We start from the raw sequence: 26,270 nt of genomic DNA, 5'->3' as shown, positions 1-26,270 counted from the left end.
GAATCATCTCGCGAAGCGCCTGAATCAACCTCTCAAGGCGCCGGCTGGCTGCGCGGCTGCGGCGCGGGCTGGATCGGCACAGGCGGCTGCACCGCCCCTTCCGGCGAGCTCTCGAGAGGGGCTCCCGGCAGGACGAGCGGGCCGGGCTGCGGCTGCGGAGCCGGCTGCGGCGCCGCCCGCTCGGCGGCGGCGCGGGCGCGCTCCTCGGCCTCCGCCCGCCGGCGCGCCTCCTGCTCGGCCCGTGCCTGCTCGGCACGCCTTATCTCCTCCGCGCGCTTCTCCTCCGCCTGCCGCTTCTCCTCCTCAATCCGCCGCCGCTCCTCCTCGGCCTTGAGGAACTCGTTGAGCTTGCGCTCGTTCTCGCGCATCTCGCGCTCGGCCCGCAGGCGCCGCGCATGCATCGCCCGCTCGCGCGCATCGGCCTCGAAGGCTTCGACCCGCTCGATCTCGCGCGCCAGCGCCCGCGCCGCCACCGTGTTCGACAGCGCGCTGACATCGCTCTCGCGCTTCAGATTCGACAAGGGCCCGCGCCAGACGATGCCGATCTGCGGCGCATCGCCCGGCCAGCCCTTCGGCAGAGGCCCCAGCGGCTTCAGGCCGAGCCTGAGATCGGCGCTGAGCGCCCTGAGGTCGAGGATGCCGCTCGCCTCGGCGCGCAGTCCGTTGCGCGCGAAGGCGAAGGGCTGGAGCCGGATCAGTCCGCCGGCCAGCGTGAACGGCGCCGTGATCTCGCCCAGCGCCCAGGCGTCGCGGTCGAGCGCTTCGTTCAGGCGCTCGCTGAGGCGGCCGGCATCGCTCTCGGAGGCATCCTCGCCGGTGCCGGCGATGATCCGCTGATAGGCGCCCGGATCGAAGCGGGAAAGACGCGCATCCGTGAGCCTCAGGCTGCCGGCGCCGCTCAGGCCCGCGACGAGCCGCGCCGGCGTCTCGCCCGAGCCGCCGAACTCGACCTGCCCCGAAGCCCGGCCGCCGAGCGCGCCGCCGGTCAGCGCGCCCATATCGATCCCGGTCAGGCTGAGCCGGCCGTTGAGCTGGGCGAGCCCGCCGTCGCGCCGCAATCCCAGCCGCCCGGCGACCTGCCCGCCGCCATGGCTGCCGCGGATATCCTCGATCCGCAGGCCGTCCGGGTCCGAGCGCAGGGTGAAGCCGGCATCGCGGAGCGTGCCGCCCTCGAAAGCAACGAGCGTTCCGGCTTCGACCGCGATGTCGAAATCGGGGAAGCCCGCCACGCGCCCGAAGCGCGCGACCGGCCAGATCGCGCCCGGCGCTGGCGCGACCGGCCCGAGGGCCGCCCCGATCAGCGGGCGCAGATCCGCCGCCGGCACCGCGATGCGGCCCGACGCGCGGCCCTCGCGCGGCAGGGTAAGCGAACCGTTCGCCGCCATGCCGCCGAGATGGGCGGTGATCGCGTCGAAGCGGATCGCCTCCTCGCCGATCGTCACCCGCGCATGCGCATCGATCACGCCGTCCGGCAGGAGCCGCGCCGGCCCCTCGGCCAGGACCTGCCCCGGCCCGTCCGCCTGCAGGCTCACGCGCGGCCCCTGGCCCCCATCCTCGACGACGATCGACAGCCCCTGCCCCGTCAACGATCCGGTCGCCTTGCCGCCGTCGAGCGCGAGGCTGAGCCGCCCTGGTCCGCCCTGCTGCGGCGCCGGCAGGCCGAGCGCCGCGAAAGCCTGGCGCCTGTCGCTCATGGCGAAGCCGAGCGCCGCTTGGCTCCAGCCTCCGGCCCGGTCGAGCCGCCCGTCGAGTGTGAGCTTGCCGGCAGCCGCGCTACCCTCGGCCGTCAGGCTGGTCTCGCCGGTGGCAGCGCGGATCAGGCGAAAGCCCGCATCGAGCCGCGCGAGCCCGTCACTGATCCGCTGGAGCGCCTTGACCGCCGCCTCCGGCAGGAGCGGGCCTGCCAGCGCCGTCAGAGTCTCGAAGCGCGGCGCCTTGACGCGGCCCGTAATCTCGCCGCCCTCGGCCAGGAGCGCGCCGGCGCCGGTGACGGCGACGCCGCCGAAGCCCGCGACGGACAACCGGCTCAGCCGCCAGGCATCGCCCTCGCGCCGCAAGTCGAGATTGGCCGAGCCCGGCGGGGCGTTGCGGAAGCGCAGATCGGTCAGCGTCAGCGCGAGCGCCACATCGCGCTGCCGCAGCAGGCCCGACAGGCTCGCGGCCGGCGGCAGCGCATCGAGGGACAACCCGTTCACGGTCGCCTTCGCGGCGAGCCGGTTCGGCGCGATCTCGCCCGAAGCGTCGAGGCGCAGGCCCGACGAGCCCGCGACCAGGAGCCGCTCGAAGCGGCCGCCGTCGCCGCTCCACGCTCCCGTGGCATCGGCATCGATCCGCCCGAGGCGGGCGACGAAATCGGCCAGCGCCGGATCGAGCCCGGCGCGCGCCAGCACCAGCCCGACGCGCCTCGCATCCTCGGCCTTGAGGGTGAGCCGCCCCGACGCCCCGTCAGTGCCGAGGCTGCCGCTCGCGCCGATGAGCGCGCCCGCCACGCGCACGGAGGCCGACGCATCGCTCAAGCCCCCGTCATGCAGCTTTCCGCGCAGCGCGAGCGCCGAAAAATCCTCGCCGCGCCAGATCAGCTGATCGAGATCGAGGCTGACGTCGAAGACGCCGGGCACCGCCGGCAAGGCGCGCTCGAAGCCCTGCGGCTCGGCCAGCGCCGCGACAAGCGCATCGGCGTCGAGCCGGCGTGCCCTGAGCGCCAGCGAGCCCTTGGCCGTTGCGGGCAGATATTGCCCCTCGCCCTCCAGCCGGGCCACGCCGCCGGCGAGATCGAGCGTGAGCCCCGACAGGTCGAGCTGCCTGCTGCCGCCCCTGACATGGCCCGCGAGCACGGCCGCCCCACCCGGCGAGAGGGTGAAGGCGCCGTCGAGCCCGGCAGCGACGCCGCTGGCGCCCGTCGGGAGCAGCAGCGCCCCGTCGAAGCTGAGCTGCATGTCCTCGCCGGTGAGATAAGCCTTCGTCCTGAGCCGGCCGTCGGCCTCCATCTCGCCGGTGGTGACGCGCAGCGATGCACCCGCGACCTCGCCCTCGAAACGCCAGGGGCCGGTGAGGCTGACCGCCGACATCTCGGCGGCGATCGGCGCAAGCGTGACCGCGGGCCTGCCCGCCTCGCGCCAGATCAGGGCCGAGCGGCTGATCGTCAGCCGGTCGAGCCGCGCGCCCGCCGGGATGCCCTTGCCGCTGTGTCCGGGCAGCCGGATCGTCCCCGACTCGTCGACGGACAAGGCGAGCGTCGCGCCGTCGAGGCTGGCTTCGGAGAAACGGAACTCGCCGCGCGCCAGGGCCGCCAGCGCAAGCTCCACCGTGGCGCGCCCGGCCGTCGCGAAGCTCCCCTCGCCCGCCGCCCCGATGCGCACATCCTCCAGCGCGATGCGCGGCGAGGGCAGGAGGCGCAAGGCTATGGCGCCGCCGACCCGCGTCTCGACGCCGAGCGCCTCGCTCAGGCGGGCCTCGATCTGCGGACGATGGCTGCGCCAGTCGACGAAGCCGGGGCCGACCAGGGCCGCCAGCAGCGCCAGCACCAGCAGGCCGGCCAGAACTGTCAGGCTCTCACGCAAATTCCGCTGTCTGTCCCTTCTGTGTGAGGCAGTCGTGGCCGCAGCGCCCTGCCGACTGCCTATTGCCGACCGCCCCCTTCCGCAAGCCGCGAGCCGGTCACAAGGCGATGATTTTCCCTGGATTGAGGATGTTGCGCGGATCGAGCGCCCGCTTCAGCGTGCGCATCACGGCAAGCGCCTGCGCCCCGTGCTCCTCGGCGAGATACTTCATCTTCTTCTGGCCGACGCCGTGCTCGCCCGTGCAGGTGCCGCCCATGGCGAGCGCCCGCTTCACCAGCCGGTCGATGAAGGCCTGCACCCGCTCGACCTCGGCAGCGTCATCGAGGTCTACCAGCGGCTGGGTGTGGAAATTGCCGTCGCCGACATGGCCGGCGATCGGCGCGATCAGGCCCGACGCCTCGATGTCGCGCTTGGTCTCCTCGACGCACTCGGCCAGCCGCGAGATCGGCACGCAGACATCGGTCGCGACCGACTCGAAGCCCGGCCGGAGCGCCTTCGCCGCCCAATAGGCGTCGTGGCGCGCCTGCCAGAGTTTCGAGCGATCCTCAGGCCTCGTCGCCCATTCGAACGGGCCGCCGCCGAACTCGGCCGCGATCTCGCCGAAACGCTCCGATTGCTCCTTCACCCCCGCTTCCGTGCCGTGGAACTCGACGAACAGCATCGTCGTCTCGGGCAGGCCGAGCCTGGCATGCAGGTTGACGCCGCGGATCATCATGTCGTCGAGCAACTCGATGCGCGCCACCGGCAGCCCGGTCTGGATCGTCAGGATCGTCGCGTCGCAGGCCGCCTTCACCGAGGGGAACGGGCAGATGCCGGCGGCGATCGCCTCCGGGATGCCGTGCAGCTTCAGCGTCACCTCGGTGATGATGCCGAGCGTGCCTTCCGAGCCGACGAGGAGCCGCGTCAGGTCGTAGCCGGCCGCGGTCTTGCGCGCGCGCGTCGCCGTCCTGACGATCGCGCCGTCCGCCATCACCGCGGTGAGCGCCAGCACATTGTCCTTCATCGTGCCGTAGCGGACGGCGTTGGTGCCCGAGGCGCGCGTCGCCGCCATGCCGCCGATCGAGGCGTCGGCGCCGGGATCGATCGGGAACATCAGGCCCCGGTCGCGCAGATGCTCGTTGAGCTCCTTGCGGGTGACGCCGGCCTCGACCACCACGTCGAGGTCCTCGGCATGGACGGCGATGATCCGCTTCATCAGCGACATGTCGATGCAGACGCCGCCGAAGGGCGCGTTGACATGGCCCTCCAGCGAGGTGCCGGTGCCGAAGGCGACGACCGGCACGCCGTGCCGCGCGCAGAGCGCCAAGATCTGCGAGACCTCTTCCGTGCTCCGCGGAAAGACGACGGCGTCCGGCGGCTCGTTGGCGATCCAGGTCAGCGTATGGCCGTGCTGCCGGCGCACGGCGAGGCTGGTGACGAGCCGGTCGCCGAAGCTTGCGGCCAGCGCCTGCGTCACGGCGGCGATCGCCTCGGCTGCGGGCGGCAGCACTGCGGCCGGGACAGGGCCGTCATGACGGGCGGCGGCAGGCAAGCTCATTGTCAACATCCGGTTTTGCCGTTTAGATTTGGAACAGATCGGTTCGGCAAGGGGTTACGGTCAAGGGTCTCGCGGCCCGGCCACGATGCTGACGCTGACCGTTCTTCACACATCTTAGATCATGCGACGGCCGAATGGGCAGCGGCAAATATGCGGCTTTCCCTTGAACCAGGCGCCGGTCAGGGAGGGCGATCATGAAGCACGACACCCGCGCCCCGGCGCTGTTCTTCGCGCCCTTCGTCTCCTCGACCATGCGCGTCGAGCCGCAATGGATCGACTATAACGGCCATCTCAACATGGCCTATTACCATGTACTGTTCGACCGCGCGGTCGACGAGTTGCTCTCGCTCGTCGGCCTCAGCCGCGACTATGTCGAGACACGCCGCGCCTCCGTCTTCGCGGTCGAGTGCCATGTCCTCTACAGGCGCGAGCTGACCGAGAGCGACCTCGTCCGCGTCACCGCCCAGCTCATCGCCTTCGACGACAAGCGCCTGCATCTCTATCTCGAGATGCGCCACGCCAACGAGGGCTGGCTCGCCGCGACCAGCGAGAACCTGTCGCTGCATGTCGACATGGTCCACCGCAAGGTCACGCCCTTCCCGCCCGACATCCTGGCGAACCTCGCTTTGATGAAGGCCGCCCACAGCATGATGCCGCTGCCGGCCACGGTCGGCCGCATCACCGGCATGCCGAAGCGATCGGCGATCCGGGTCGACGAGACGGCGGACGAACGCGAGTCCGAGATCGAAACCCGGCACTGACCGGCGCGGCGCCCGAGGGGCTCGAAAACCGGCGGCCGCGACACCATATCGGGGACACCCCTCGGGCTTGGGGCGGATAAGGAGATCGCGATGGCTTTGACGGGCATGTCCGGGGCGCCGCCGCAGGACGAGGGCTTCCCCTTCCGGCTGACGGACGCTGAATGGCGCGAGCGGCTGACGCCGGAGCAATACACGGTCCTGCGCGGCCACGGCACGGAGCGGGCCGGGTCCTGCGCCCTGAACTACGAGAAGCGCGCCGGCACCTTCTCCTGCGCCGGCTGCGGCCAGCCGCTGTTCAGGTCTCACAAGAAGTTCGAGAGCGGCACCGGCTGGCCGAGCTTCGACCAGCCGCTCGAGGGCGCGGTCGGCACCTCGGAGGATTTCAAGTTCGGCATGCACCGCATCGAGGTGCATTGCGCCCATTGCGGCGGCCATCTCGGCCATGTCTTCCCCGACGGCCCGCCGCCGACCGGGCTGCGCTACTGCATCAACGGCGTGGCGATGGATTTCGAGGCGGAACCGGCTTGAAGCGCCGCGCCACCGAAAGCGCGTGACAGGGGGCGCAATCCCGCCGCCGGCGTCCTATATTCGCCGGAGAACGAATCACGCACGAGCAGCGCACGCCCTTGTCCGACGCGAACGCCTTTTCCGCTCCCCCGCCCCGCCCCGGCGGGCTTGCCGCGCGCGCAGCCGCGCAGCCGGCGGCCGGCTATCTTGCGGGCCTGAACCCGGAGCAGCGCCAGGCGGTCGAGGCGACGGAAGGCCCCGTGCTCGTGCTCGCCGGCGCCGGCACCGGCAAGACCCGCGTGCTCACCACCCGCATCGGCCATCTGATCGCGACCGGCCGCGCCTACCCCTCTCAGATCCTCGCCGTCACCTTCACCAATAAGGCGGCGCGCGAGATGAAGGAGCGCGTCGCCCATCTCGCCGGCCCCGTCGCCGAGGGCATGCCCTGGCTCGGCACCTTCCACTCGATCTCGGCCAAGCTCTTGCGCCGCCATGCCGAATTGCTCGACCTGCGCAGCGACTTCACCATCCTCGACACCGACGACCAGATCCGCCTGATGAAGCAGGTGATCCAGGCCGAGGGCATCGACGAGAAGCGCTGGCCCGCCCGCATGCTGGCGGGCTTCATCGACTCATGGAAGAACCGCGGCCTCGCGCCTGAGGACGTCGCGCCGGGCGAGGCCGCCGTCTTCGCCAATGGCCGGGGCGGCAAGCTCTACGGCGCCTATCAGGAGCGGCTCGTCGCGCTCAACGCCGTCGATTTCGGCGACCTCCTGCTGCATTGCCTGACGCTGTTCCGCAAGCATCCGGACGTGCTGACGAGCTATCACGAGCGCTTCCGCTACATCCTCGTCGACGAGTACCAGGACACCAACACGGCGCAGTATCTCTGGCTCAGGCTCCTGGCGCAGGGCCGGCGCAACCTCTGCTGCGTCGGCGACGACGACCAGTCGATCTATGGCTGGCGCGGCGCCGAGGTCGATAACATCCTGCGCTTCGAGCACGATTTCCCGGGCGCGACCGTGATCCGGCTGGAGCGCAACTACCGCTCGACCGGCCATATCCTCGCCACCGCCTCCAAGCTGATCGCCAGGAACGAGGGCCGCCTCGGCAAGACGCTGCGCACCGAGGAGGTGCCCGGCGAGAAGGTCACCATCACCGGCGCCTGGGACAGCCAGGAGGAGGCGCGCCTGGTCTCAGACGAGATCGAGGCGATGCAGGCCAAGGGTTCCGACCTCGGCGAGGTCGCGGTGCTGGTGCGCATCTCGGCGCAGATGCGCGAGATCGAGGAGCGCTTCGTCCAGGCCGGCGTGCCCTACCGCGTCATCGGCGGCCCGCGCTTCTACGAGCGCGCCGAAATCCGCGATGCGCTGGCCTATCTGCGCTGCGTCGTCTCGGCCACGGACGATCTCGCCTTCGAGCGCATCGTCAACGTGCCCAAGCGCGGGCTCGGCGACGCGACGATCCAGCTGCTGCACAACCATGCCCGCGCCACCGGTTTCTCGCTGCTGCAATCGGCCCGCGCCGCGGTCGAGAGCGACGAGCTGAAGCCCAAGGCCCGCACGGCCCTGCGCGAGCTGGTCGAGGCCTTCGCCCGCTGGTCGGCGCGCGCCGCGCACATGCCGCAGGGCGAATTGGCCGAGCTGGTGCTGGAGGAGAGCGGCTATACCGAGATGTGGAAGAAGGACCGCTCGGCCGATGCCGCCGGGCGCCTGGAAAACCTGAAGGAGCTCGTCCGCTCGCTCGACGAGTTCCCCGACCTGCCGGCCTTCCTGGAGCACGTCTCGCTGGTGATGGACGTCGCCGACGGCGAGGCGGGCGCCCGCGTCTCGATCATGACGCTGCACGCCGCCAAGGGGCTGGAGTTCGACACGGTCTTCCTGCCCGGCTGGGAGGAAGGGCTGTTCCCCAACCAGCGCGCGCTCGACGAGAACGGCCGCGCCGGGCTCGAGGAGGAGCGCCGCCTCGCCCATGTCGGCCTCACCCGCGCCCGCAAGCGGCTGAAGCTCTATTTCGCCTCGAACCGGCGCATCCACGGCCTCTGGCAGACCAGCCTGCCCTCGCGCTTCATCGACGAATTGCCGGAGGAGCATGTCGAGGTCGAGCAGGCCGCGACCAGCTATTCGCAGGGCGGCTACGGCGCCTCGCGCTTCGAGCGGATGGAGAGCTTCGGCTCGAGCTACGACACGCCGGGCTGGCAGCGCGCGCAGGAGAACCGGGCGCGGACGAGCGGCTTTGCCGAGAGCGGCCGCGGCTTCGCAGGCGCGTCACGCCAGCGCGGCCCGCTCATGATCGAGGGCGAGCTGACGGCGAAATCGACCGGCACCTCGGCCTATGGCACCGGCGCCCGCGTCTTCCACGTCAAGTTCGGCCCCGGCTCCGTCGCCGGCGTCGACGGCAACAAGCTGACCGTCGATTTCGACAAGGCCGGGCGGAAGATGGTGCTGGATTCCTTCGTGCAGAAGGCGGGATGATCGAGCCACTCTGTGGATCAAAAAGATTGGCGCCCCCTTTTCACACAGAACAAAAAGTGAACACTGATTACTGTCTCAAATCCTTAAGGATATATGGATTGGGTCGAAAGCGAATCAGTTGGACCCGATGCTCAACAACAGCGCCGAGATCATACGTCGCCTCGAACGCGAGGGCTGGAAATGCGTGCGCGTCGCCGGCTCGCACCACGTCTTCAAAAAGCCCGGTATCCGTGACACTATCGTCGTGCCGCATCCGAAGAAGAATTTCGGACCGGGCCTCGTGTTGAAGATCTACAAGCAGGCAGGCTGGTCGCGCGACTGACATGACCCATTACGTTGCCATCATCGAGGATGCGGGTCCTGACCACGCGGTCGGCATCTGGTTCCCCGATCTGCCCGGCTGCTTCGCCGCCGGCGATACACTCGACGAAGCCCTGCAGAGTGCGCCCGAAGCCGTCGCGCTCTGGATTGAAGCGCAGGGCGGTTCGCTCCCCCAGGCCCGGACACCGAGCGAATTGAGAGCCGACGTGGATGTCTCGGCCGACATGGCACGCCATGCCATCGCCCTGATCCCGGCTCCTGACGTCTCGTTGCAGCCGGCGGCGGAGTAGTGGCGCGGCGGACACGCCCTCAGGCGACGGCGGCCATATCCAGCGCGAAGACGGCGCGGTTCCGGCCCCGTATCTTCGCCCTGTAGAGCTGCTCGTCGGCCTCTGCGACCAGTTCGGCCACCGTCAGGCCGCTTGCCAGCCCGGCCGCGCCGATGCTGGCCGTCAACGAGATCGCCTTTCCCGACGGGCTATCGATCCGCAGCCGGCGGACCGCTTCGAGAATGCGCTTCGCCGCCGGGCCGGCCTCGGCCAGGGCCATCCCGTCCAGAAGGACCCCGAACTCCTCGCCGCCCAGGCGCCCGGCGAGATCGCCCGCGCCGATAGCTCCGGTGATCGCCAGTGCCAGCGCCCGCAGCGCCGCATCCCCGGCCGGATGGCCGTGACTGTCGTTGATCTGCTTGAAATGATCGGCGTCGATCAGCAGCAGCGTGCCCGGCTCGCCGGCGACCATCGCCTGTCGCAAAGCCGCAAGGAAGCTTTCCCGGTTGAGCAGGCCCGTCATGCCGTCATGGCGCGCCTTGTCGAGCAGGGTCGCGTGCGCGGCCGCCAGCTCGCCATGCACCGTCACGAGCTGACGATGCAGCCGCTCGACCTCGGCGCGTGCATCGCTGAGCCGCTGCGTCTGCCGGAACTGCCAGGCGCTCGCCGGAAAGGCGATGAACAGCGGGCAGAGGATGCACATCAGCCAGGCATTGCCGTCGACCACGCCGCCGAGCCACGGAACCACCGTCAGCGCCAGCCCGAGCGAGGCCGCGATCGAGAGCAGGGTGGCGGCGCTCGCCTTGGCGATGATCTTGCGCGCTGCAGGTGCCATCCCTGGCCGATAGCGCGAATTGCTGAATGCCGGGTTTCCTCCCGGCCTGCAATTTGCATGATGTCGGGTGCCTTTTCGATTTTGCGCCCTCGGCCTCGAAAGGCGGATTTCCCTTTCCGGGTCGATGCTCAAGCTCGTCGCGCGTCCTGCCGGACGCGATCATGACGATCTATCTTATTGTCGGAGCATCGGATTCTTCTAAAAAAGCGGATTCCACTTTTCGCATCCGATGCTGTAAGCCCGCGCCATGCGCGAAGGTCTCCTGCCCGCGACGGTCGCGACCGTCCTCGAACTCTCCACCTCGGGCGAGCAGGCCCGCAGCCTCACCGAGCTGCTCGGCGAGATCTTCGACCCCACCGAGACGGCGATCTCCGCCTTCGAGGTCGAGGAGGGCGTCACCACGCTCTCGCTCAACACGCCCTGGAAGGTCGAGATCTATTTCGCCAATCCGCCCGACGAGGACGCGGTGCGCGACCTGCTGCGCCCGATCGTCGGCGATCTCGCCGACTCCACGCCCTTCACCACCGTCGACACCAGGGACTGGGTCGCCAACAGCCTCGACGGGCTGAAGCCCGTCCGCGCCGGCCGCATCCTCGTTCATGGCGCGCATGACCGCGGCGTCGTCCGCCCCAACGATGTGGCGATCGAGATCGAGGCCGCGCTCGCCTTCGGCACGGGCCATCACGGAACCACGGCCGGCTGCCTGATGGCGCTCGAGGCCGAGCTGAAGAAGCGCCGGCCCCGCCACGGCATCGATGTCGGTACCGGCACCGGCATCCTGGGGCTCGCGCTGGCACTACGCACGAAACGCAAGGTCGTCGCCGGCGATATCGACGCCGTCGCGGTCGCGGTCGCCGCCCACAACGCCCGCGCGAACCATGCCCCGCACGCGCTCGATCTCTATGCCGCGCCGGGGCTTCGCCATGCCAAGGCGAACCGGCCGGGCCGCTTCGATCTCGTCCTCGCCAATATCCTGGCCGGCCCGCTGAAGCGCCTCGCCCCCTCGATCGCGCGCGTGCTGGCCGGCAACGGCACGCTGATCCTGTCCGGCCTGCTGGCGATGGATGTCGCCGGCGTGGTCTCGGCCTATCGGCACCAGGGCGTCCATCTCGCCAGCCATTCGCTGCGCGAGGGCTGGGCGACACTGGTCATGAAAAAAGGCGGCGCAGCCCAAAGGCCCCGCCGCCCTGCCTGAGCTGCGGCGATCCAGCCGAAGCGCGAGGCCGTTACGCGTCCGGCTCAGCAGTCGCCGTAGCCGTGGGTCTTCCCGGCCTCGGCCCGCAGGCTGCGGGCGTCGTGCCAGACGGCGGCGGCGAACTTCATCGCATCGGCGATCTGTTCGTAGAGATGCTTGATGATGGCGATCATGATGGAACTCCTGAAACGTGTCGGCGGCGGGTTGACAGACAGCCCAGGTCGCTTCCTCGTTCTCTTATGCGACGAAAGTGGTATCGTTTCGCACCTGCGAGAAGATCGGTTCGCATCTATATGATATGCGCTTAACGCATGAGATTGGTCCATCGCTTCTATCTTTTGCATAAATTGCATAACCAATCGGCACAATGCGAAACGGGGCGGCAGCGCGCTTCCGCCGAACGGACATCCCCGAACCGGCGCATTTGCGCTGGCGCTTTCGCCGTCGGGGCGCGACCATGGCGCATCGGATGCCGGACCCTGCCATGACCGAATCGCCTCTGCCGACCTGCCGTTTCCAGTCATTTTCCGAACCCGGCGACCCGCGGCTCGTCGCCGGCCGCGTCGCCGCGCTGCGCGGGGCGCTGGCGGCGCAGGGGCTCGACGGCTTCATCGTCCCGCGCGCCGACGAGCACCAGGGCGAATATGTCCCGGCCCATATGGCCCGCCTCGCCTGGCTGACCGGCTTCACCGGCTCGGCCGGCCAGGCCGTGGTGCTGACCGACAAGGCCGCGCTGATCGTCGACGGCCGCTACACCATCCAGGCCGACGCGCAAACCGATACGGCCGTCGTCACCCCCGTGCGGATGGAGGAGACGCCGCTGGAGCGCTGGGTCGAGCAGAACCTGCCGGCCGGCGGCAGGCTCGGCTACGATCCCTGGCTGCACACGGTCGACGGCCTCGCGCGGCTCGAAAAGGCGGGCACCGCAGCCGGCGGCAGCCTCGTCGCGGTCGCGGCCAACCCGATCGACGCGCTCTGGAGCGACCGCCCCGCCCCGCCGGCCGCACCCGTGAAGGCCCATCCGGCCGCCTTCGCCGGCGAGGACAGCTCAGCCAAGCTTGACCGGATCCGCAAGGCGCTTGGCGAAGCGAAGGTCGATGCCCTGGTCGTCTCCGATCCGCATGCGCTCGCCTGGGCCTTCAACATCCGCGGCGGCGATGTCGAGCACACGCCGCTGCCGCTGGGCTATGCCATCGTGCCGCGCGAGGGCCGCCCGACCGTCTTCCTCGCGCCCGGGAAGATCACCAACGAGGCCGGCGACGCGATCGGCGCGGTCGGCGAGATCGCCCCGCCCGCCGATCTCGAAGCGCGGTTGCGCAAGCTCGGCGCGGCCGGGGCCAAGGTCCGGCTCGACGCCGCGACCGCCGCCTCCGCGCTGGCGACGCTGATCGCCGAGGCCGGCGGCACGCCCGATGCCGGCCCCGACCCGATCGCGCTGATGAAGGCCCGCAAGAACGCCGCCGAGCTTGCCGGCACGCGCGCCGCCCACCTGCGCGACGGCGCCGTCATGGCCCGCTATCTGTCCTGGCTCGCACGCGAGGCGCCGAAGGGTGGGCTGACCGAGATCGACGCGGTCGCGGCGCTGGAAGCCGGGCGGCTGAAGACCGGCCTGCTCAAGGACGTCTCCTTCACCACCATCGCCGGCGCCGGCCCCAATGCGGCGCTGCCGCATTACCGTGTCAGCGAAGCGACCAACCGCAAGCTCGAACCCGGCATCTTCCTGGTCGATTCAGGCGGGCAATACGAGGACGGCACCACCGACATCACCCGCACCATCGCGATCGGCCGGCCGACGCCGGAGATGCGCGACCGCTATACCCGCGTGCTCAAGGGCCATGTCGCGATCTCGCGGCTGGTGTTCGCCAAGGGCACCTCCGGCGCGCAGCTCGACGCCTTCGCCCGGCTGCCGCTCTGGCAGGGCGGCTTCGATTTCGACCACGGCACCGGCCATGGCGTCGGCAGCTATCTGTCGGTGCATGAGGGGCCGCAGCGCCTCTCCAAGCTCGGCACCACGCCGCTGGAGCCGGGCATGATCCTCTCCAACGAACCCGGCTACTACAAGCCGGGCGCATACGGCATCCGCATCGAGAACCTGATCGTCGTCGAGGAGCGGGCGATCCCCGGCGCCGAACGGACGATCTACGGCTTCGAGACGATCAGCTGGTGCCCCTATGAGCGCGCCCTGATCGAGAAGGATATGCTCGACGCCGGCGAGATCGCCTGGATCGACGCCTATCACGCGGCGGTTAGGGAGAAGATCGGCCCTGAGCTCGCGGGCGAGGCGAAGGCATGGCTGGAGGAAGCCTGCCGGCCGCTGTAGCTACAGCACCATCCTGAACCCGACCACCGCGACGACCCCGACCGCGACCACGCCGAGCAGCGGCAGCCGCGTCGCGGCGAGCACGGTGATCGCGGCGGCGGCCGTCTCGGCCCAGCCGGTGGCGAGCGCGCTCGGCGCGATCACCGCGACCAGCACCGCCGGCGGGATCGCGTCGAAGGCGGCCTGCGCCCGAACCGAGAGGCTGAGCCGCCCGGCGAGCGCGAGCCCGGCGATACGCGTCGCATAGGTCACCACCGCCATGCCGAGAAAGGCCAGCAGATTGATCGGATCGACGCTCACGGCTTCGCCTTCCCGGCGGCGATCCAGGCGGCGAGCAGGCCGCTGAGCGCGCCGGCAGCGACATGCCAGGGCGGCCCGGCCAGCCGATAGGTCACGGCCGAGGCGATGCCGGCGGCCGCGACCGTCCAGAACGTCACCCTGCCCTTCCAGAAGGCGGCGACGAGGGCGATGAACAGCGCCGTGAAGGCGAAATCGGCGCCGAGCCGCTTCGGATCGCCCAGCACCGCGCCGATCATCGCGCCAAGCGTCGAGGTCCCGAGCCAGCCCGTGACGAAGGGGACGACCATCGCGAACCAGTAGGCCGGGGTGAGGCGGTGCGTGCGGGCGCGCTTCTCGGCCAGCGCCCAGTTCTCGTCGGCCATGTAGTAGAGGCCGAGCAGGGTCTGCCAGCGGCTGAAGCCCGTGAGCTTCGGCGCAAGCGAAGCGCCCATCAGTACATGGCGCGCGTTGATCAGGAACGTCGAGAAGATGAGCGCGGCGATGGGCGCAGGCGTCGACCAGAGCTCGACCGCGGCGAACTGCGCCCCGCCGGCGAAGACCGTCGCGCTCATCAGGAAGACCTCGAGCGGCGAAAGCCCCTTGCTCGCTGCGACCGCCCCGAACAGCAGGCCGATCGGCGCGGCAGCCACCGCCGCCGGCCAGATATCGCTCAGGCCGCGCCTGACGTCGTCGCGCATGGTCGGCATGGATCAGCCGCCCACCAGCGTAAACCAGCCGGCCTCGTCGATCACTTCGACGCCATGCTTGGCGGCGTCCTTCAGCTTCGACCCGGCGCCGGGCCCGGCGACGAGCAGGTCCGTCTTCGACGAGACCGAGCCCGCGACCTTGGCGCCCAGCCGCTCGGCCATGGCCTTGGCCTCGTCGCGGGTCATCTTCTCCAGCGCCCCGGTGAAGACCACGGTCTTGCCGGCGACCGGGCTCGTCGCGGCGACGGCCTCCAGCGGCTGCGGCTCGACCTCGACCAGGAGCCGGTCGAGCAGCTCCTGGTTATGCGGCTCGCCGAAGAATTGCAGCAGCGCCTCGACCACCGTCGGCCCGACGCCGTCGATGGCGTCGAGCTCCTGCCGCTGCGGCGCATCCGGATCGGCGGCGGCGGCAACCGCCGCGCGCAGCGCCTCGAACGAGCCGTAATTGCGCGCGAGCAGCCGCGCATTGGTCTCGCCGATATGGCGGATGCCGAGCCCGAAGAGGAAGCGGTTGAGCGGCGGCCGGCGCCTGTCCTCGATCGCGGCGAAGAGCTTTGCCGCGCTGACGGCGCCAAAACCTTCCTTGTCCTTGAGCTTCTTGAGGTTTGCGGCATCGCGCCGGGCCAGCGTGAAGATATCGGCCGGCTCCTTCACGGGCAGGTCGGGATCGCCATGGAAAAGCTCGATCTGCTTGTCGCCGAGCCCGTCGATGTCCATCGCGTCGCGCGAGACGAAATGCTTCAGCCGCTCGACGGCTTGAGCCGGGCAGATCAGCCCGCCGGTGCAGCGGCGCACCGCATCCTCCTTGCCCGAACGCGGATTATGCTCGCGCACGGCATGGCTGCCGCAGGCCGGGCACAGCGTCGGGAAGACGTATGCTACAGAATCCGCCGGCCGCTTCGTCAGGTCGACCGCCTCGACGCGCGGGATCACGTCGCCCGCCCGCTTCACCGTCACCGTGTCGCCGATGCGGATATCGGTGCCGTCGCGGATCGGCAGCCCCCTGGAATCGAAGCCGCGGATATAGTCCTCGTTGTGCAGCGTCGCATTGGTGACGACGACGCCGCCGACGGTCACCGGCCTCAGCCGCGCCACCGGCGAGAGCGCCCCCGTGCGGCCGACCTGGATGTCGATGGCTTCGAGGATCGTCGTGGCGAGCTCGGCCGGGAACTTGTGCGCGATCGCCCAGCGCGGCGCCCGCGAGACGAAGCCGAGCCTCGCCTGAAGCGCGAGATCGTCGACCTTGTAGACCACGCCGTCGATGTCGTAGCCCAACGTCGCACGCTGGCCCTCGATCAGCCGGTACTGCGCGACCAGTTCGGCCACGCTGTCGCAGCGCTTCATCAGCGGGTTGGTGCGAAAACCCCAGCGCCCGAACGCCGCGACCACGCCCATCTGCGTCGGCGCCGGCGGCACCGGCATCTCGCCCCAGGCATAGGCGAAGAAGCGCAGGGGCCGCGAGGCGGTGACGCCCGCATCGAGCTGGCGCAGCGAGCCGGCCGCGGCGTTGCGCGGATTGGCGAACTCGGCCTGCCCCTTCTCGCGCTGGCGCTCGTTGATCCCGGCGAAATCGGCATGGCCGAGATAGACCTCGCCGCGCACCTCGACGATCTCCGGCACATCCGGCCCGGCGAGCGTCTTCGGGATTTCCGAGATGGTGCGGGCGTTGACGGTGACGTCCTCGCCCTCCTCGCCATCGCCGCGCGTCGCGGCCGCGACGAGCTCGCCCCTCTCGTAGCGCAGCGAGAGCGAGAGCCCGTCGATCTTGGGCTCGGCGGTGAAGGCGATGCCGCCTTCCTCCTCCCTGCGGCCGAGGAAGCGGTAGACGCGGGCGGCGAACTCCGCCACCGCCTCGTCCGAGAAGGCGTTGTCGAGCGAGAGCATCGGCACGCGATGCCGGATCTTGGCGAATTTGCCCGAGGGCTTCGCACCGACCTTGCCGCTGACGCCGCCCTCCTCCTTCAGCGCGGGAAAAGCCTCCTCCAGCGCGACGAGCCGCTGACGCTTCGCGTCATAGGCCGCGTCGTCCATGATCGGCCGGTCGTCCTGGAAATAGGCGTCGTTGGCAGCCTGCACCTCGGCTGAGAGCCGCTTGTGCTCGAGCTTCGCCCGGCGCGGCGTCAACGCGGCGACCGGCGTTTCGGAAGGGGCTTCGTCTTCGGGCTCGCTCATGCAGGAAGCATTAGGCGAGATGGCGCCGACGCGGAAGGGCAGGAACCGACGGGAACCTTTGAACCCCGAATCGGGTTCACCCCCTGCCAGATCGAGCCTTAAAGGCTCCGTTCAGTCAGGGGGCTTTTCATGAACAACATCATTTATATCGTCGGCCTCGTCGTGGTCGTGCTCGCCATCCTCTCCTTCCTCGGCCTGCGCTGAGGAAAGTAAACCGCCCATCCAAAGGAATCGCGCCGTCATTCCGGGCTTGATCCGGAATCCATCATGGAGCGCTTAAGCCCTTCGATGGATTCCGGATCGGCGCGGCTATCTTCGCTTGTCCGGAATGACGATGCCCTTGGATAAACCCTAAAGCCTCAGCCACGATTGCCGCCGCGCGGCTTGCCCTTGCCGAAGGGCTTGCCGCCGGCCGGGCGCGCTCCAGCAGGCTTGCCGGCGAAGGGCTTGCCCTTGCCAGCGAACGGCTTCTTGAAGCCGCCGGGCTTGCCGGCATCGCGCTCGGGCCGGCCCTCCGCACTATAGGGCTTGCGCTCCTCCGCTCGCGGCTCGCCGTCCCGGGGCGGGAAGCGCTTGCGCGGCGGCCTCTCCCCGGCGGCCTGATCGTCGCCCCAGCTTTTTCGCGGCGCGGCAGGGCGTTCCGCCTTATCAGAGAAGGACGTTTTCTCGGCGAAGGACTTGGCCGGACGGCGCTCGGCCTCGCTCGTCGGCTCGATCACGATCCTGTCGCGGTCCGGCACGCTGACGGCTTCGTGGAAGCGCTCGGCGACATCGGCATCGATCTCGACCTTGGTCTCGCGGTCGAAGATGCGGATCGCGCCGACCTCGTCGCGCGTGATCCGGCCGCGCCGGCACAGCATCGGCAGGAGCTGGCGCGGATCGGCGCCCTGCTTGCGGCCGATATCGAGCCTAAACCAGACCGTGTCCCCGCGCGGCCCCGCGGGCTTGCGCGGCCGCTCGCCATCCTCTCCCGCGCCGAACGGGCGGCGCTTCACGGCATAATCCTCGTTCGTACGAGCCGGGCGGCGCTCGTCGCGGCCGTAGCCCGGATCGCCCGCCTCCTCCGCTGCCGGCAGGCGGGCGCGGTAGAGCCGGACCAGCGCGGCGGCGATGTCGCGCGCCTCGCGGCCGGCCATCAGCGCCTCGATCATGCCGGCGTCGTCCTCGGCCCCGTCGCCGCTCAGCATCGGATCGGCCAGAAGCCGCTCCTGATCGAGCGCGCGGATCTCTTCGGGCGTCGGCGGGCCGATCCATTCGGCCTCGACCTTGCCCTCCATCAGCAGGCGCTCGGCCTTGCGCCGGCGCGAGGGCGGCACCAGCATGACGCTCGTGCCCTTCTTGCCGGCGCGCCCGGTGCGGCCCGAACGGTGCTGCATCACCTCGGCGTCGTGCGGCAGCTCGGCATGGATGACGAGGTCGAGCCCCGGCAGGTCGATGCCGCGCGCCGCGACGTCGGTCGCGACGCAGACCCGTGCCCGCCCGTCGCGCAGCGCCTGGAGCGCGGCGTTGCGCTCGTTCTGGCCGAGCTCGCCCGAGAGCGCCACGGTGGTGAAGCCGCGCTCCAGCAGGATCGCCTCGAGATGGCGCACCGCGTTGCGCGTGTTGCAGAACACCAGCGCGATCCCGGCATCATGGAAGCGCAGCAGGTTGACGACCGCGAGCTCCGCCTCCTTCGGGAAGACGCGGACGGCCTTGTAGGCGATGTCGGCATGGCCGCGCGTCGTGGCCTGGACCTCGATGCGCAGCGCGTCGCGCTGGTAGCTCTGCGCAAGCTGCACGATCGCCTTCGGGAAGGTCGCCGAGAACAGCAGGCTGCGGCGGCTCTCGGGCGCCGTCTTCAGGATGAATTCGAGATCGTCGCGGAAGCCGAGATCGAGCATCTCGTCGGCCTCGTCGAGCACGACGGCCTTCAGCGCCGAAACGTCGAGGCGGCGGCGCTCGATATGGTCGCGCAGGCGCCCTGGCGTGCCGACGACGATATGCGCGCCCTCGTCGAGCAGCATCGCCTCGCGGCGCGGGTCCATGCCACCGACGCAGGAGATCACCCGCGCGCCCGTCTGGGCATAGAGCCAGGCGAGCTCGCGCTGGACCTGGAGCGCGAGCTCGCGCGTCGGCGCGATGATCAGCGCCAGCGGCGCGGCGGGGGGCGCAAGCTTCTCGGCCGCGCCCATCAGCGTCTCGCCGATGGCCAGTCCGTAGGCGATGGTCTTGCCGGAGCCGGTCTGCGAGGAGACCAGGAGGTCGCGCCCGCGCGCGGCGTCCTCGAGGACGGCGCTCTGCACCGGGGTCGGCTCGGCGTAATTGCGATCGGCGAGCGCGCGCGCGAGCGGCGGGCTCGTGAGGGAGAAGGACATGGAGGTCGGCCTAGGGGTTGCGGCGTGGCGGAACGGCGCTGAAGCAGGAGCGATGGATCGAGGCGGCACTGACGGGCAGGCTGCACCATCGGATGAGAGCGGCTCATAAAGCAAAGCGGAGCAAAAGGAAATGCGCCCCGCGCAGGGCCGAGCCGGGCCGAATGCGCCTTGCCGGCGCGGTGGCGGCCCCACTAGCGTCTCAGGCTGATGCCAAAGCGGAGAACAGCCCATGATCCAGCATGCCCGCCGCATCGGCGCCTACGAGGTCGTGATCCTGCGCGACGGCTTCTTCGAGGCACCGCTCGACGTGCTGATCCATAGCGATGGCGAGGCCGCCTGCGACGAGGCGGTCGCGCGCTGGGGCAAGCCGAATGTCGGCATGGTGGTCAACTGCTTCGCGCTGAAGGGGCCGGGCGGAATCACGCTGGTCGATGCCGGCACCGGCCCGTCCTGGGGCGAGGCGATGGGCCATGCCCCGGCGGCGATGGCGGCTGCGGGGATAGCGCCCGAAGACGTCGCCCATGTCCTGATCACGCATCTGCACGGCGATCACGCGCTCGGCCTGTTCGACGGCGACAGGCCCCGTTTCCCCAGGGCCGGGATCCTCGTGCCCGAGGCCGATCTCGGCTTCTACGGCGACGAGGCCAACCGCGCGCGGACACCGGAGAAGAAGCAGGGCAGCTTCGCCATCGCGGCGGCGCTGAAGCAGCACTATGCCGGCCGCCTCCGCTCCGTCCCGGCGGACGAGGCCCGGCCCGGCATCACGGCGATCCCCCTGCCCGGCCACAGCTTCGGCCATGGCGGCTACCTGATCGCGGGCGAGGGCGAGAGCCTGCTGCTCTGGGGCGACGCGCTGCATCTCTTCGATCTCCAGGCATCGGACCCGGATATCGGCCTCGTCTATGATTTCGACGCCGCGACCGCGCGAGCCTCCCGGCGCGGCATCCTGGAGCGCTCCGCGCAGGAGAACTGGCTCGTCGCGGGCGGCCATGTCGAGGGCTTCAGCCGCGTGGTCAGGAAGGGCGCGGGCTACGAGCTGGTCGCTGCGTAGACAGCCGCCGAACCACGCCAAATCCAGCAAAGCGCGGGGCGCGGCCTCAGCCGCGCAAGCCCGCCGCCTCCAGCAGGCGCCCGGCCGCCGCGCGCGCCTCCTCGGTGATCGAGGCGCCGGCCAGCATCCGCGCGATCTCCTCGCGCCGCGCCTCGTCCTCCAGCACCATGACCCGCGTCACGGTGCGCGAGGCGTCGCCCTCCCCCGCCGATTTGGCGATCAGGAAATGCTGCCCGGCCTTGGCCGCAACCTGCGGCGCATGCGTCACCGAGATCACCTGGACGCGCTCGGCCAGCCGCGCCAGCCGCTCGCCGATCGCATCGGCCACCGCGCCGCCGACGCCGGTGTCGATCTCGTCGAAGACCAGCGTCGGGGCCGAGCCGCGCTCGGCCAGCACCACCTTGAGCGCCAGCATGAAGCGCGAGAGCTCGCCGCCGGAGGCGACCTTCATCATCGGGCCGGGCCGCGTGCCGGGGTTGGTCTCGACCCAGAACTCGACCCTGTCGAAGCCTTCCGGCCCGCGCAGGTCCTGATCGCTCTCGATGCGGGTGATGAAGCGCGCCCGCTCCAGCTTGAGCGGCGGCAGTTCTGCCTTCACCGCCGCGTCGAGCCGCGCCGCGGCCTTGCCGCGGGCCTCGGACAGGGCCTGCGCCAGCGCGATATAAGCCGCTTCCGCCTCGCTGAGCTCGGCTTCCAGCCGTACCAGCGACGATTCGCTCTCGTCGAGCGCGGCGAGATCGCTTTCCATCGTCGCCGCCAGAACGACAAGCCCGTCGACCGGCACGTCGTATTTGCGCCCGGCGGCCCTCAGCGCGAACAGCCGCTCCTCGATGCGCTCCTGCGCATGCGGATCGTGCTCGGTCGCGCGCATCGCCGCAGTGAGCGCCTCGCCGGACTCTTCCAGCGCGATGATCGCGGTGTTGAGCGCGGCGAGCGAAGGCTCGACCAGCTCGGGCGCCTGTCCGGCCCGGCGCTCCAGCCGGCGCAGCACGGCGGCGAGCGTCGGGACGGGAGAGGCTTGCCCGCCGACGGCCTCATAGGCTTCGGCGAGGTCGCGCGCGACCTTCTCCGCCTGCATCATCGCCTGGCGGGCAGCGGCGAGCTCGTCCTCCTCGCCGGGCTGCGGTGAAAGCTTGCCGAGCTCCTCCACCGCATGGCGCAGGAAATCCGCTTCCTTGCGCGCCGCCTCGACCCGCAGGCGCTGCGATTGCAGGGCCTGCCGCGCCCGCTTCAGCGTCTCGCTCGCCGTGGCGACTGCCTCGGCATCGGCCTCCAGCCCGCCGAAACCGTCGAGGATGGCGCGGTGCAGGGCCGGATCGGTCAAGGCGCGGTCGTCGTGCTGGCCGTGGATCTCGACGATCGCCGCCCCGACCATCCGCAGGATCTGCACCGAGACCGGCTGGTCGTTGATGAAGGCGCGGGTGCGCCCGTCGGCATATTGCACGCGGCGCAGGATCAGGTCGCCGTCGGTGTCGATCTCCTGCGCCTGCGCGAGCTTGCGGGCCGGGTGCGTGAGCGGCAGGTCGAAGACGGCGCTGACCTGCCCTTGCGCCTCGCCATGGCGCACCAGAGAGCCGTCGCCGCGGCCGCCGAGCGCGAGCGAGAACCCGTCGAGCAGGATCGACTTGCCGGCGCCGGTCTCGCCGGTCAGGACGCTCAGACCCTCATGGAAGCCGAGATCGAGCCTGTCGATCAGGACGATGTCGCGAATCGAGAGCTGCGCCAGCATCGGCGCTCAAGTCCGTCTTCGGAGCCGGCAGGATCGCCCGTCGCCCATGCATGCCTCGTCAGAGACGGCCGAGCCCGACCAGACCGCCGACCGTGCGCGAGAAGCCCTGGAAGGCGCGGCTGATATAGGAACCGCGATCCTCGCGCGGCTCCAGCCCGCCGCTCTGCAGCAGGACATAGGCGTCCTTGTACCAGGGGCTGTCGGGGAAATTGTGCCCGAGCACGGCGGCGGCCGTCTGCGCCTCGTTGGTGATGCCCATCGCCATATAGGCTTCGGTCAGGCGCATCAGCGCCTCCTCGACATGGCGCGTGGTCTGGTACTTGATGATGACCTCGCGGAAGCGGTTCACCGCGCCGGTATAGTTGCGCTTCTCCAGATAGTAGCGCCCGACATTCATCTCCTTGCCGGCGAGCTGGTCGCGCGCCACCAGGAGCTTCTCCCTGGCGTCGATCACATATTCCGAATTCGGGTAATTGGCGACGAGCTGCTCCAGCGCCTGGATCGCCTGGGCGGTGCGCTCCTGGTCGCGGGTCGCGTCCGGGATCTGGTTGTAATAGGACATCGCCATGATGTAATGCGCGTAGGCAGCGTCGGGGCTCGCCGGGTTCTGGGCGATGAAGCGCTTCGAGGCGGTGATCGCCTCTTCCCATTTCGACGCCTGGTAATTGGTATAGGCCGTCATCAACAGGCCCCTGCGCGCATAGGGCGAGAACGGCGCGCTCTTGTCGATGTCCTCGAATTTCTTCGCGGCGCCCTCGCTGTCGCCGTTCTGGAGGCGGGCGAGGCCTTCGTTGTAGAGCTTGTCGGCCGGCGTCGGCGGCGTCAGGTCCGGCGTATAGACCTCGGGCTTGTCGAAGGGGTTGATCGAGGACAGCGTGTCGCAGCCGCCGAGCAGCATCGCGGCGCCGAGCGCGAGCGCGAGGCCCCTGCGCGGCGAGAGGCCACGATGGATTGCCGGAAGGCTTTGCCGCGTCACGCTCACGTCGTCCGTCCTCTTTCGATCGTCCCTGCCGGATCGCCATGCGTCCTATCGGAAGCAAAGCGCGATCCAGCTCCTTGTTTCAGCATCGGATTCGTCCGAAAGGTGGATTCCACTTCTCGGCCCGATGCTCCGGCAGGAAGCATGCCTTACCTCAGACGCCGCCCCCGCGCCACTGCCGAAAATCGGTTATGACGCGTTTGCGCCGCCCTGCGGCATCTCGGACAAAAAACCGGCGAAGGAAAGGCGAAGCCGCCTCTCGCGCTTCAGTGCAGGTCCGGCGCGAGGGCGGCCGGCGCGGCCGCGCCCATCTGCACGGCGCGCGGCGCCGCGAAGACCGGCTGCGATTCGACGATCGCGAAATTCGCGCGGTCGGCGAAAAGCGTCTCGAGGACGCTGACGTTCATCCGGTGGCCGCCGCAATAGGAGCGGAAGGCGCCGACGATCGGGTAGCCGGCGAGCGCGAGATCACCGATCGCGTCGAGCACCTTGTGGCGCACGAACTCGTCGCTGTAGCGCAGCCCTTCGGGATTGATGACCTTGTCCTCGCCGACGGCGACGGTGTTCTCCAGCGAGGCGCCCTGGGCGAAGCCCGCCTTCCAGAGCTGCTCGACGTCGCGCATGAAGCCGAAGGTGCGGGCTCTCGCGATCTCGCCGGCATAGGCGCGGGCGTCGAGATCGAAGATCTTGCGCTGGCGGCCGATCACGGCACTGTCGAAATCGATCTCGACATCGAGGCTGAAGCCCTGCTCGGCGGGCGAAAGCTCGGCGAAGGCGCGGCCCTGCTCGATGCGGACCGGCCGGAGAACCTTGAGATAACGGCGCGACGCGGCAAGCGTCGTCATCCCCGTCGCCTCGATCGCGGCGACGAACTCGCGCGCGCTGCCGTCCATGATCGGCATCTCGGGGCCGTCGATCTCGACCAGCACATTGTCGAGGCCCATGCCGGAGCAGGCCGACATCAGATGCTCGACCGTCGAGACCGAGGCCGCGCCGCGCTCGCCGATCACGGTGCACAGCTCCGTAGCGCTGACCTTGGTGTGCTTGGCGTGGATGAGCTGGGGCGGCATGCCCGCGAGCCCGGTGCGCAGGAAGACCACGCCGGAATTGGCGCTGGAAGGCTTCAGGCAGATGCTGGCGGGAGCTCCGGAATGAACGCCGACACCGGTCAGGGTGACGGCTGCCCGCAAGGTCGTCTGCCGATCGAAATTCATTCCGCTATCCAATCCTGATCGCCGGGGCAGCGTTTTCGTCTGCGGGGGCAGAGGCGGCCGGCCGGCGATGTCTTTAGCAAGGGCGACTCCGGAACGGACCCGGCGACGCTGTCGTCCTGATGCGCCGCAAGATAAGCTTTCGGGGCCGCCTCTCAAAATCACGCTTTCTTTCGCTGTGTTACAGCGACGGTCGAGCGGACCGGATCATATAAAGCGCTGAAAGATAAACATTTTCTAACGACGGAAACCCACCGCGGCAAGGCCGCGGCGGGTCGTGTCACGCAAGCCGTGAGACGCCTTGCGCGTCAGTTCGCCTGGCGGCGCAGGAAGGCCGGAATCTCCAGATGATCCTCCTCGCTGGGGCGGGCGGGCTGAGCGCGGCCATGCGGGTCGAGCCCACCCTGCGCCGGGCGCGAGGCCGGCTGCTGCACCGGCCGGCGCATATATTCGGCATGGGCGGCGCTCGGCGCCGGGGCCTGCGGCAGCGGCGGCGCGGCGGGGGCCTGGGCCTGGCGCACCGGGAGCTGCGGCTCCGCCATCTCCTCCTCCTTGCGGCCGAAGCCGACCGAGGCGAGGCGCTGCATCAGCGACATCCGCTTCTGCTCGATGGCGCTCGGCGGCAGCGGCGCGGCCTGGGCGCCGCGATGGGCGTTGATCTGGGCCTGGCCGGGGGCCGGCAGGTCCTCGACGCGCGGCATGCGGGTCGGGCGGATGACCGCGCGCTCCGGCATCGGCGGGATGAAGCTCTCGTCGAGGTTGAGGCTCGGCTCGGCATGGCGGACGGGCTCGGGCGCAGGCGCCGCGGCCATCACCGGGCGCGGCTGCACCGGCTCGATCCGGATGTCCTGCGCGAGCTGGGCGGGCTCGGCCGCCGGCGCGACGCGGACCGTCTCGACGACCGGCGCGGGAGCCGGCGCAGGGCGCGCCGCGGCGGCGGCGTTGCTGCGCAGGCGCGCCTCGGCCTTCAGCCGCTCCGCCACCTGGGCGATGCGGGCCTCGGTGTCGTCGGTCTCGGCCTGGGTCGAGATCGGCTTGTCGATGCCGGTTGCGACCACCGAGACGCGCACGGTGCCTTCCAGCGATTCGTCGAAGGTGGCGCCGACGATGATGTTGGCCTCGGAATCGACCTCCTCGCGGATGCGGGTGGCGGCCTCGTCGACCTCGTAGAGCTTCATGTCGCGCCCGCCGGTGATCGAGATCAACAGGCCGCGCGCGCCTTTCATCGAGACGTCGTCGAGCAGCGGGTTGTTGATCGCGGCCTGGGCGGCGGTGAGCGCCCGCTTCTCGCCCTGCGCCTCGCCGGTGCCCATCATCGCCTTGCCCATGCCGCGCATCACGGCGCGAACATCGGCGAAGTCGAGGTTGATCAGGCCGGGACGGACCATCAGGTCGGTGATGCAGGCGACGCCCGAATAGAGCACCTGGTCGGCCATGCCGAAGGCGTCGGCGAAGCCGGTCGTCTCGTTGGCGACGCGGAACAGGTTCTGGTTGGGGATGACGATCAGCGTGTCGACCGCCTCGTTGAGCTCGCCGATGCCGGCCTCCGCCATGCGCATGCGGCGCTGGCCCTCGAACTGGAACGGCTTGGTGACGACGCCGACGGTCAGGATGCCCATGTCGCGCGCGACGCGGGCGATCGCGGGCGCCGCGCCCGTGCCGGTGCCGCCGCCCATGCCGGCGGTGATGAAGACCATGTGCGCGCCGGCCAGATGGTCGCGGATCTCGTCGATCACCTCCTCGGCCGCCGCGCGCCCGACCTCCGGCTGCGAGCCGGCGCCGAGCCCTTCGGTGACCTGGAGGCCCATCTGGATGATGCGCGAGGAGCGCGACAGCGCCAGCGCCTGGGCATCGGTGTTGGCGACGACGAAGTCGACGCCGTCGAGGCCGGCCTCGATCATGTTGTTGACCGCATTGCCGCCGGCGCCGCCGACGCCGAACACCGTGATCCGGGGCTTCAGTTCCCGGATGTCCGGGGCTTGCAGATTCATCGCCATGATTGCCTCTTT

General features: G+C 70.0%; 21 protein-coding genes. 8 read left to right on the top strand and 13 right to left on the bottom strand.

Annotation, left to right across the window (positions count from 1 at the left end; all coding sequences use genetic code 11):
* Positions 1 to 32: 32 nt before the first annotated feature.
* Positions 33 to 3,560 (bottom strand): AsmA family protein, encoded by a 3,528-nt coding sequence (locus M9917_RS13075; protein ID WP_297254302.1) that lies wholly within the window; start codon positions 3,558 to 3,560, stop codon positions 33 to 35.
* A 97-nt stretch (positions 3,561 to 3,657) separates the two neighbouring features.
* Entirely contained in the window at positions 3,658 to 5,097 is a 1,440-nt protein-coding gene (locus M9917_RS13070; protein ID WP_297254301.1) for an FAD-linked oxidase C-terminal domain-containing protein, read from the bottom strand.
* A 194-nt stretch (positions 5,098 to 5,291) separates the two neighbouring features.
* Here M9917_RS13070 and M9917_RS13065 point away from each other — a divergent pair, with 194 nt between their 5' ends.
* The 5 genes from M9917_RS13065 (at position 5,292) to M9917_RS13045 (ending at position 9,450) form a co-directional block, all read left to right on the top strand.
* Positions 5,292 to 5,858 carry a thioesterase family protein gene (locus tag M9917_RS13065; protein ID WP_297254300.1) on the top strand — a complete coding sequence of 189 codons (567 nt, stop codon included), beginning with the start codon at positions 5,292 to 5,294 and terminating at the stop codon, positions 5,856 to 5,858.
* Between the two features lie 90 nt (positions 5,859 to 5,948).
* The gene (gene msrB, locus M9917_RS13060; protein ID WP_297254299.1) at positions 5,949 to 6,386 is read left to right on the top strand and encodes a peptide-methionine (R)-S-oxide reductase MsrB; all 438 of its coding nucleotides are present in this window, start codon (positions 5,949 to 5,951) and stop codon (positions 6,384 to 6,386) included.
* A 98-nt stretch (positions 6,387 to 6,484) separates the two neighbouring features.
* Positions 6,485 to 8,839, top strand: coding sequence for an ATP-dependent helicase (locus M9917_RS13055; protein ID WP_297254298.1), 2,355 nt, complete (start codon positions 6,485 to 6,487; stop codon positions 8,837 to 8,839).
* A gap of 127 nt (positions 8,840 to 8,966) precedes the next feature.
* Positions 8,967 to 9,161, top strand: coding sequence for a type II toxin-antitoxin system HicA family toxin (locus M9917_RS13050; RefSeq protein WP_297254871.1), 195 nt, complete (start codon positions 8,967 to 8,969; stop codon positions 9,159 to 9,161).
* Between the two features lies 1 nt (position 9,162).
* Complete coding sequence (locus M9917_RS13045) at positions 9,163 to 9,450, top strand: type II toxin-antitoxin system HicB family antitoxin (RefSeq protein ID WP_297254297.1); 288 nt, start codon at positions 9,163 to 9,165, stop codon at positions 9,448 to 9,450.
* 19 nt (positions 9,451 to 9,469) lie between these two features.
* Here the strand turns inward: M9917_RS13045 and M9917_RS13040 are convergent, their stop codons facing one another.
* On the bottom strand, positions 9,470 to 10,264 hold the full coding sequence (locus tag M9917_RS13040; protein WP_297254296.1) for a GGDEF domain-containing protein: 795 nt from the start codon (positions 10,262 to 10,264) through the stop codon (positions 9,470 to 9,472).
* A gap of 247 nt (positions 10,265 to 10,511) precedes the next feature.
* Between M9917_RS13040 and M9917_RS13035 the strand changes: the two genes are divergently transcribed.
* Positions 10,512 to 11,459: a 50S ribosomal protein L11 methyltransferase gene (locus M9917_RS13035; protein ID WP_297254295.1), complete on the top strand. Its 948-nt coding sequence runs from the start codon at positions 10,512 to 10,514 to the stop codon at positions 11,457 to 11,459.
* Between the two features lie 44 nt (positions 11,460 to 11,503).
* Here M9917_RS13035 and M9917_RS13030 read toward each other — a convergent pair whose 3' ends face one another.
* Positions 11,504 to 11,632: a hypothetical protein gene (locus M9917_RS13030; RefSeq protein WP_297254294.1), complete on the bottom strand. Its 129-nt coding sequence runs from the start codon at positions 11,630 to 11,632 to the stop codon at positions 11,504 to 11,506.
* A gap of 311 nt (positions 11,633 to 11,943) precedes the next feature.
* Between M9917_RS13030 and M9917_RS13025 the strand changes: the two genes are divergently transcribed.
* Positions 11,944 to 13,779: an aminopeptidase P family protein gene (locus M9917_RS13025; protein WP_297254293.1), complete on the top strand. Its 1,836-nt coding sequence runs from the start codon at positions 11,944 to 11,946 to the stop codon at positions 13,777 to 13,779.
* On the opposite strand, the gene M9917_RS13020 is transcribed toward M9917_RS13025, so the two are convergent.
* From M9917_RS13020 to M9917_RS13000, 5 genes are all read right to left on the bottom strand, one after another.
* Positions 13,780 to 14,079, bottom strand: a complete 300-nt coding sequence (locus tag M9917_RS13020; protein WP_297254292.1) for an AzlD family protein — start codon at positions 14,077 to 14,079, stop codon at positions 13,780 to 13,782.
* Entirely contained in the window at positions 14,076 to 14,765 is a 690-nt protein-coding gene (locus tag M9917_RS13015) for an AzlC family ABC transporter permease (RefSeq protein WP_297254291.1), read from the bottom strand. Before M9917_RS13015 ends, M9917_RS13020 begins: the two co-directional genes overlap by 4 nt.
* 3 nt (positions 14,766 to 14,768) lie before the next feature.
* Positions 14,769 to 16,937, bottom strand: coding sequence for an NAD-dependent DNA ligase LigA (gene ligA / locus M9917_RS13010; RefSeq protein WP_297254290.1), 2,169 nt, complete (start codon positions 16,935 to 16,937; stop codon positions 14,769 to 14,771).
* Between the two features lie 111 nt (positions 16,938 to 17,048).
* Positions 17,049 to 17,180, bottom strand: coding sequence for a hypothetical protein (locus M9917_RS13005; protein ID WP_297254289.1), 132 nt, complete (start codon positions 17,178 to 17,180; stop codon positions 17,049 to 17,051).
* Positions 17,181 to 17,296: 116 nt separating this feature from the next.
* The gene (locus tag M9917_RS13000; RefSeq protein ID WP_297254287.1) at positions 17,297 to 19,291 is read right to left on the bottom strand and encodes a DEAD/DEAH box helicase; all 1,995 of its coding nucleotides are present in this window, start codon (positions 19,289 to 19,291) and stop codon (positions 17,297 to 17,299) included.
* A gap of 229 nt (positions 19,292 to 19,520) precedes the next feature.
* Between M9917_RS13000 and aidB the strand changes: the two genes are divergently transcribed.
* On the top strand, positions 19,521 to 20,342 hold the full coding sequence (aidB, locus tag M9917_RS12995; RefSeq protein WP_297254285.1) for an AidB family quorum-quenching N-acyl homoserine lactonase: 822 nt from the start codon (positions 19,521 to 19,523) through the stop codon (positions 20,340 to 20,342).
* 46 nt (positions 20,343 to 20,388) lie between these two features.
* Here aidB and recN read toward each other — a convergent pair whose 3' ends face one another.
* From recN to ftsZ, 4 genes are all read right to left on the bottom strand, one after another.
* Positions 20,389 to 22,071, bottom strand: coding sequence for a DNA repair protein RecN (gene recN / locus M9917_RS12990; RefSeq protein WP_297254283.1), 1,683 nt, complete (start codon positions 22,069 to 22,071; stop codon positions 20,389 to 20,391).
* 58 nt (positions 22,072 to 22,129) lie between these two features.
* Positions 22,130 to 23,023 (bottom strand): outer membrane protein assembly factor BamD, encoded by an 894-nt coding sequence (locus M9917_RS12985; RefSeq protein WP_297254869.1) that lies wholly within the window; start codon positions 23,021 to 23,023, stop codon positions 22,130 to 22,132.
* 293 nt (positions 23,024 to 23,316) lie between these two features.
* Positions 23,317 to 24,264, bottom strand: a complete 948-nt coding sequence (lpxC, locus tag M9917_RS12980; protein WP_297254281.1) for a UDP-3-O-acyl-N-acetylglucosamine deacetylase — start codon at positions 24,262 to 24,264, stop codon at positions 23,317 to 23,319.
* A gap of 305 nt (positions 24,265 to 24,569) precedes the next feature.
* Positions 24,570 to 26,258 (bottom strand): cell division protein FtsZ, encoded by a 1,689-nt coding sequence (gene ftsZ / locus M9917_RS12975; protein ID WP_297254279.1) that lies wholly within the window; start codon positions 26,256 to 26,258, stop codon positions 24,570 to 24,572.
* Positions 26,259 to 26,270: the final 12 nt, after the last annotated feature.

It is taken from the genome of Bosea sp. (in: a-proteobacteria) (assembly GCF_023953965.1).
GTDB lineage: Bacteria > Pseudomonadota > Alphaproteobacteria > Rhizobiales > Beijerinckiaceae > Allobosea.
The sequence above is the reverse complement of the archived record's forward strand: the minus strand, read 5'-3'. Positions and strand labels throughout refer to the sequence as shown.

Coding starts and splice junctions, on each gene's coding strand:
- M9917_RS13070 (WP_297254301.1), bottom strand. CDS start 5,097: ATGAGCTTGCCTGCCGCCGCCCGTCATGACGGCCCTGTCCCGGCCGCA.
- M9917_RS13065 (WP_297254300.1), top strand. CDS start 5,292: ATGAAGCACGACACCCGCGCCCCGGCGCTGTTCTTCGCGCCCTTCGTC.
- msrB (WP_297254299.1), top strand. CDS start 5,949: ATGGCTTTGACGGGCATGTCCGGGGCGCCGCCGCAGGACGAGGGCTTC.
- M9917_RS13050 (WP_297254871.1), top strand. CDS start 8,967: ATGCTCAACAACAGCGCCGAGATCATACGTCGCCTCGAACGCGAGGGC.
- M9917_RS13045 (WP_297254297.1), top strand. CDS start 9,163: ATGACCCATTACGTTGCCATCATCGAGGATGCGGGTCCTGACCACGCG.
- M9917_RS13040 (WP_297254296.1), bottom strand. CDS start 10,264: ATGGCACCTGCAGCGCGCAAGATCATCGCCAAGGCGAGCGCCGCCACC.
- M9917_RS13035 (WP_297254295.1), top strand. CDS start 10,512: ATGCGCGAAGGTCTCCTGCCCGCGACGGTCGCGACCGTCCTCGAACTC.
- M9917_RS13030 (WP_297254294.1), bottom strand. CDS start 11,632: ATGATCGCCATCATCAAGCATCTCTACGAACAGATCGCCGATGCGATG.
- M9917_RS13025 (WP_297254293.1), top strand. CDS start 11,944: ATGACCGAATCGCCTCTGCCGACCTGCCGTTTCCAGTCATTTTCCGAA.
- M9917_RS13015 (WP_297254291.1), bottom strand. CDS start 14,765: ATGCCGACCATGCGCGACGACGTCAGGCGCGGCCTGAGCGATATCTGG.
- ligA (WP_297254290.1), bottom strand. CDS start 16,937: ATGAGCGAGCCCGAAGACGAAGCCCCTTCCGAAACGCCGGTCGCCGCG.
- M9917_RS13005 (WP_297254289.1), bottom strand. CDS start 17,180: ATGACGGCGCGATTCCTTTGGATGGGCGGTTTACTTTCCTCAGCGCAG.
- M9917_RS13000 (WP_297254287.1), bottom strand. CDS start 19,291: ATGTCCTTCTCCCTCACGAGCCCGCCGCTCGCGCGCGCGCTCGCCGAT.
- aidB (WP_297254285.1), top strand. CDS start 19,521: ATGATCCAGCATGCCCGCCGCATCGGCGCCTACGAGGTCGTGATCCTG.
- recN (WP_297254283.1), bottom strand. CDS start 22,071: ATGCTGGCGCAGCTCTCGATTCGCGACATCGTCCTGATCGACAGGCTC.
- lpxC (WP_297254281.1), bottom strand. CDS start 24,264: ATGAATTTCGATCGGCAGACGACCTTGCGGGCAGCCGTCACCCTGACC.
- ftsZ (WP_297254279.1), bottom strand. CDS start 26,258: ATGGCGATGAATCTGCAAGCCCCGGACATCCGGGAACTGAAGCCCCGG.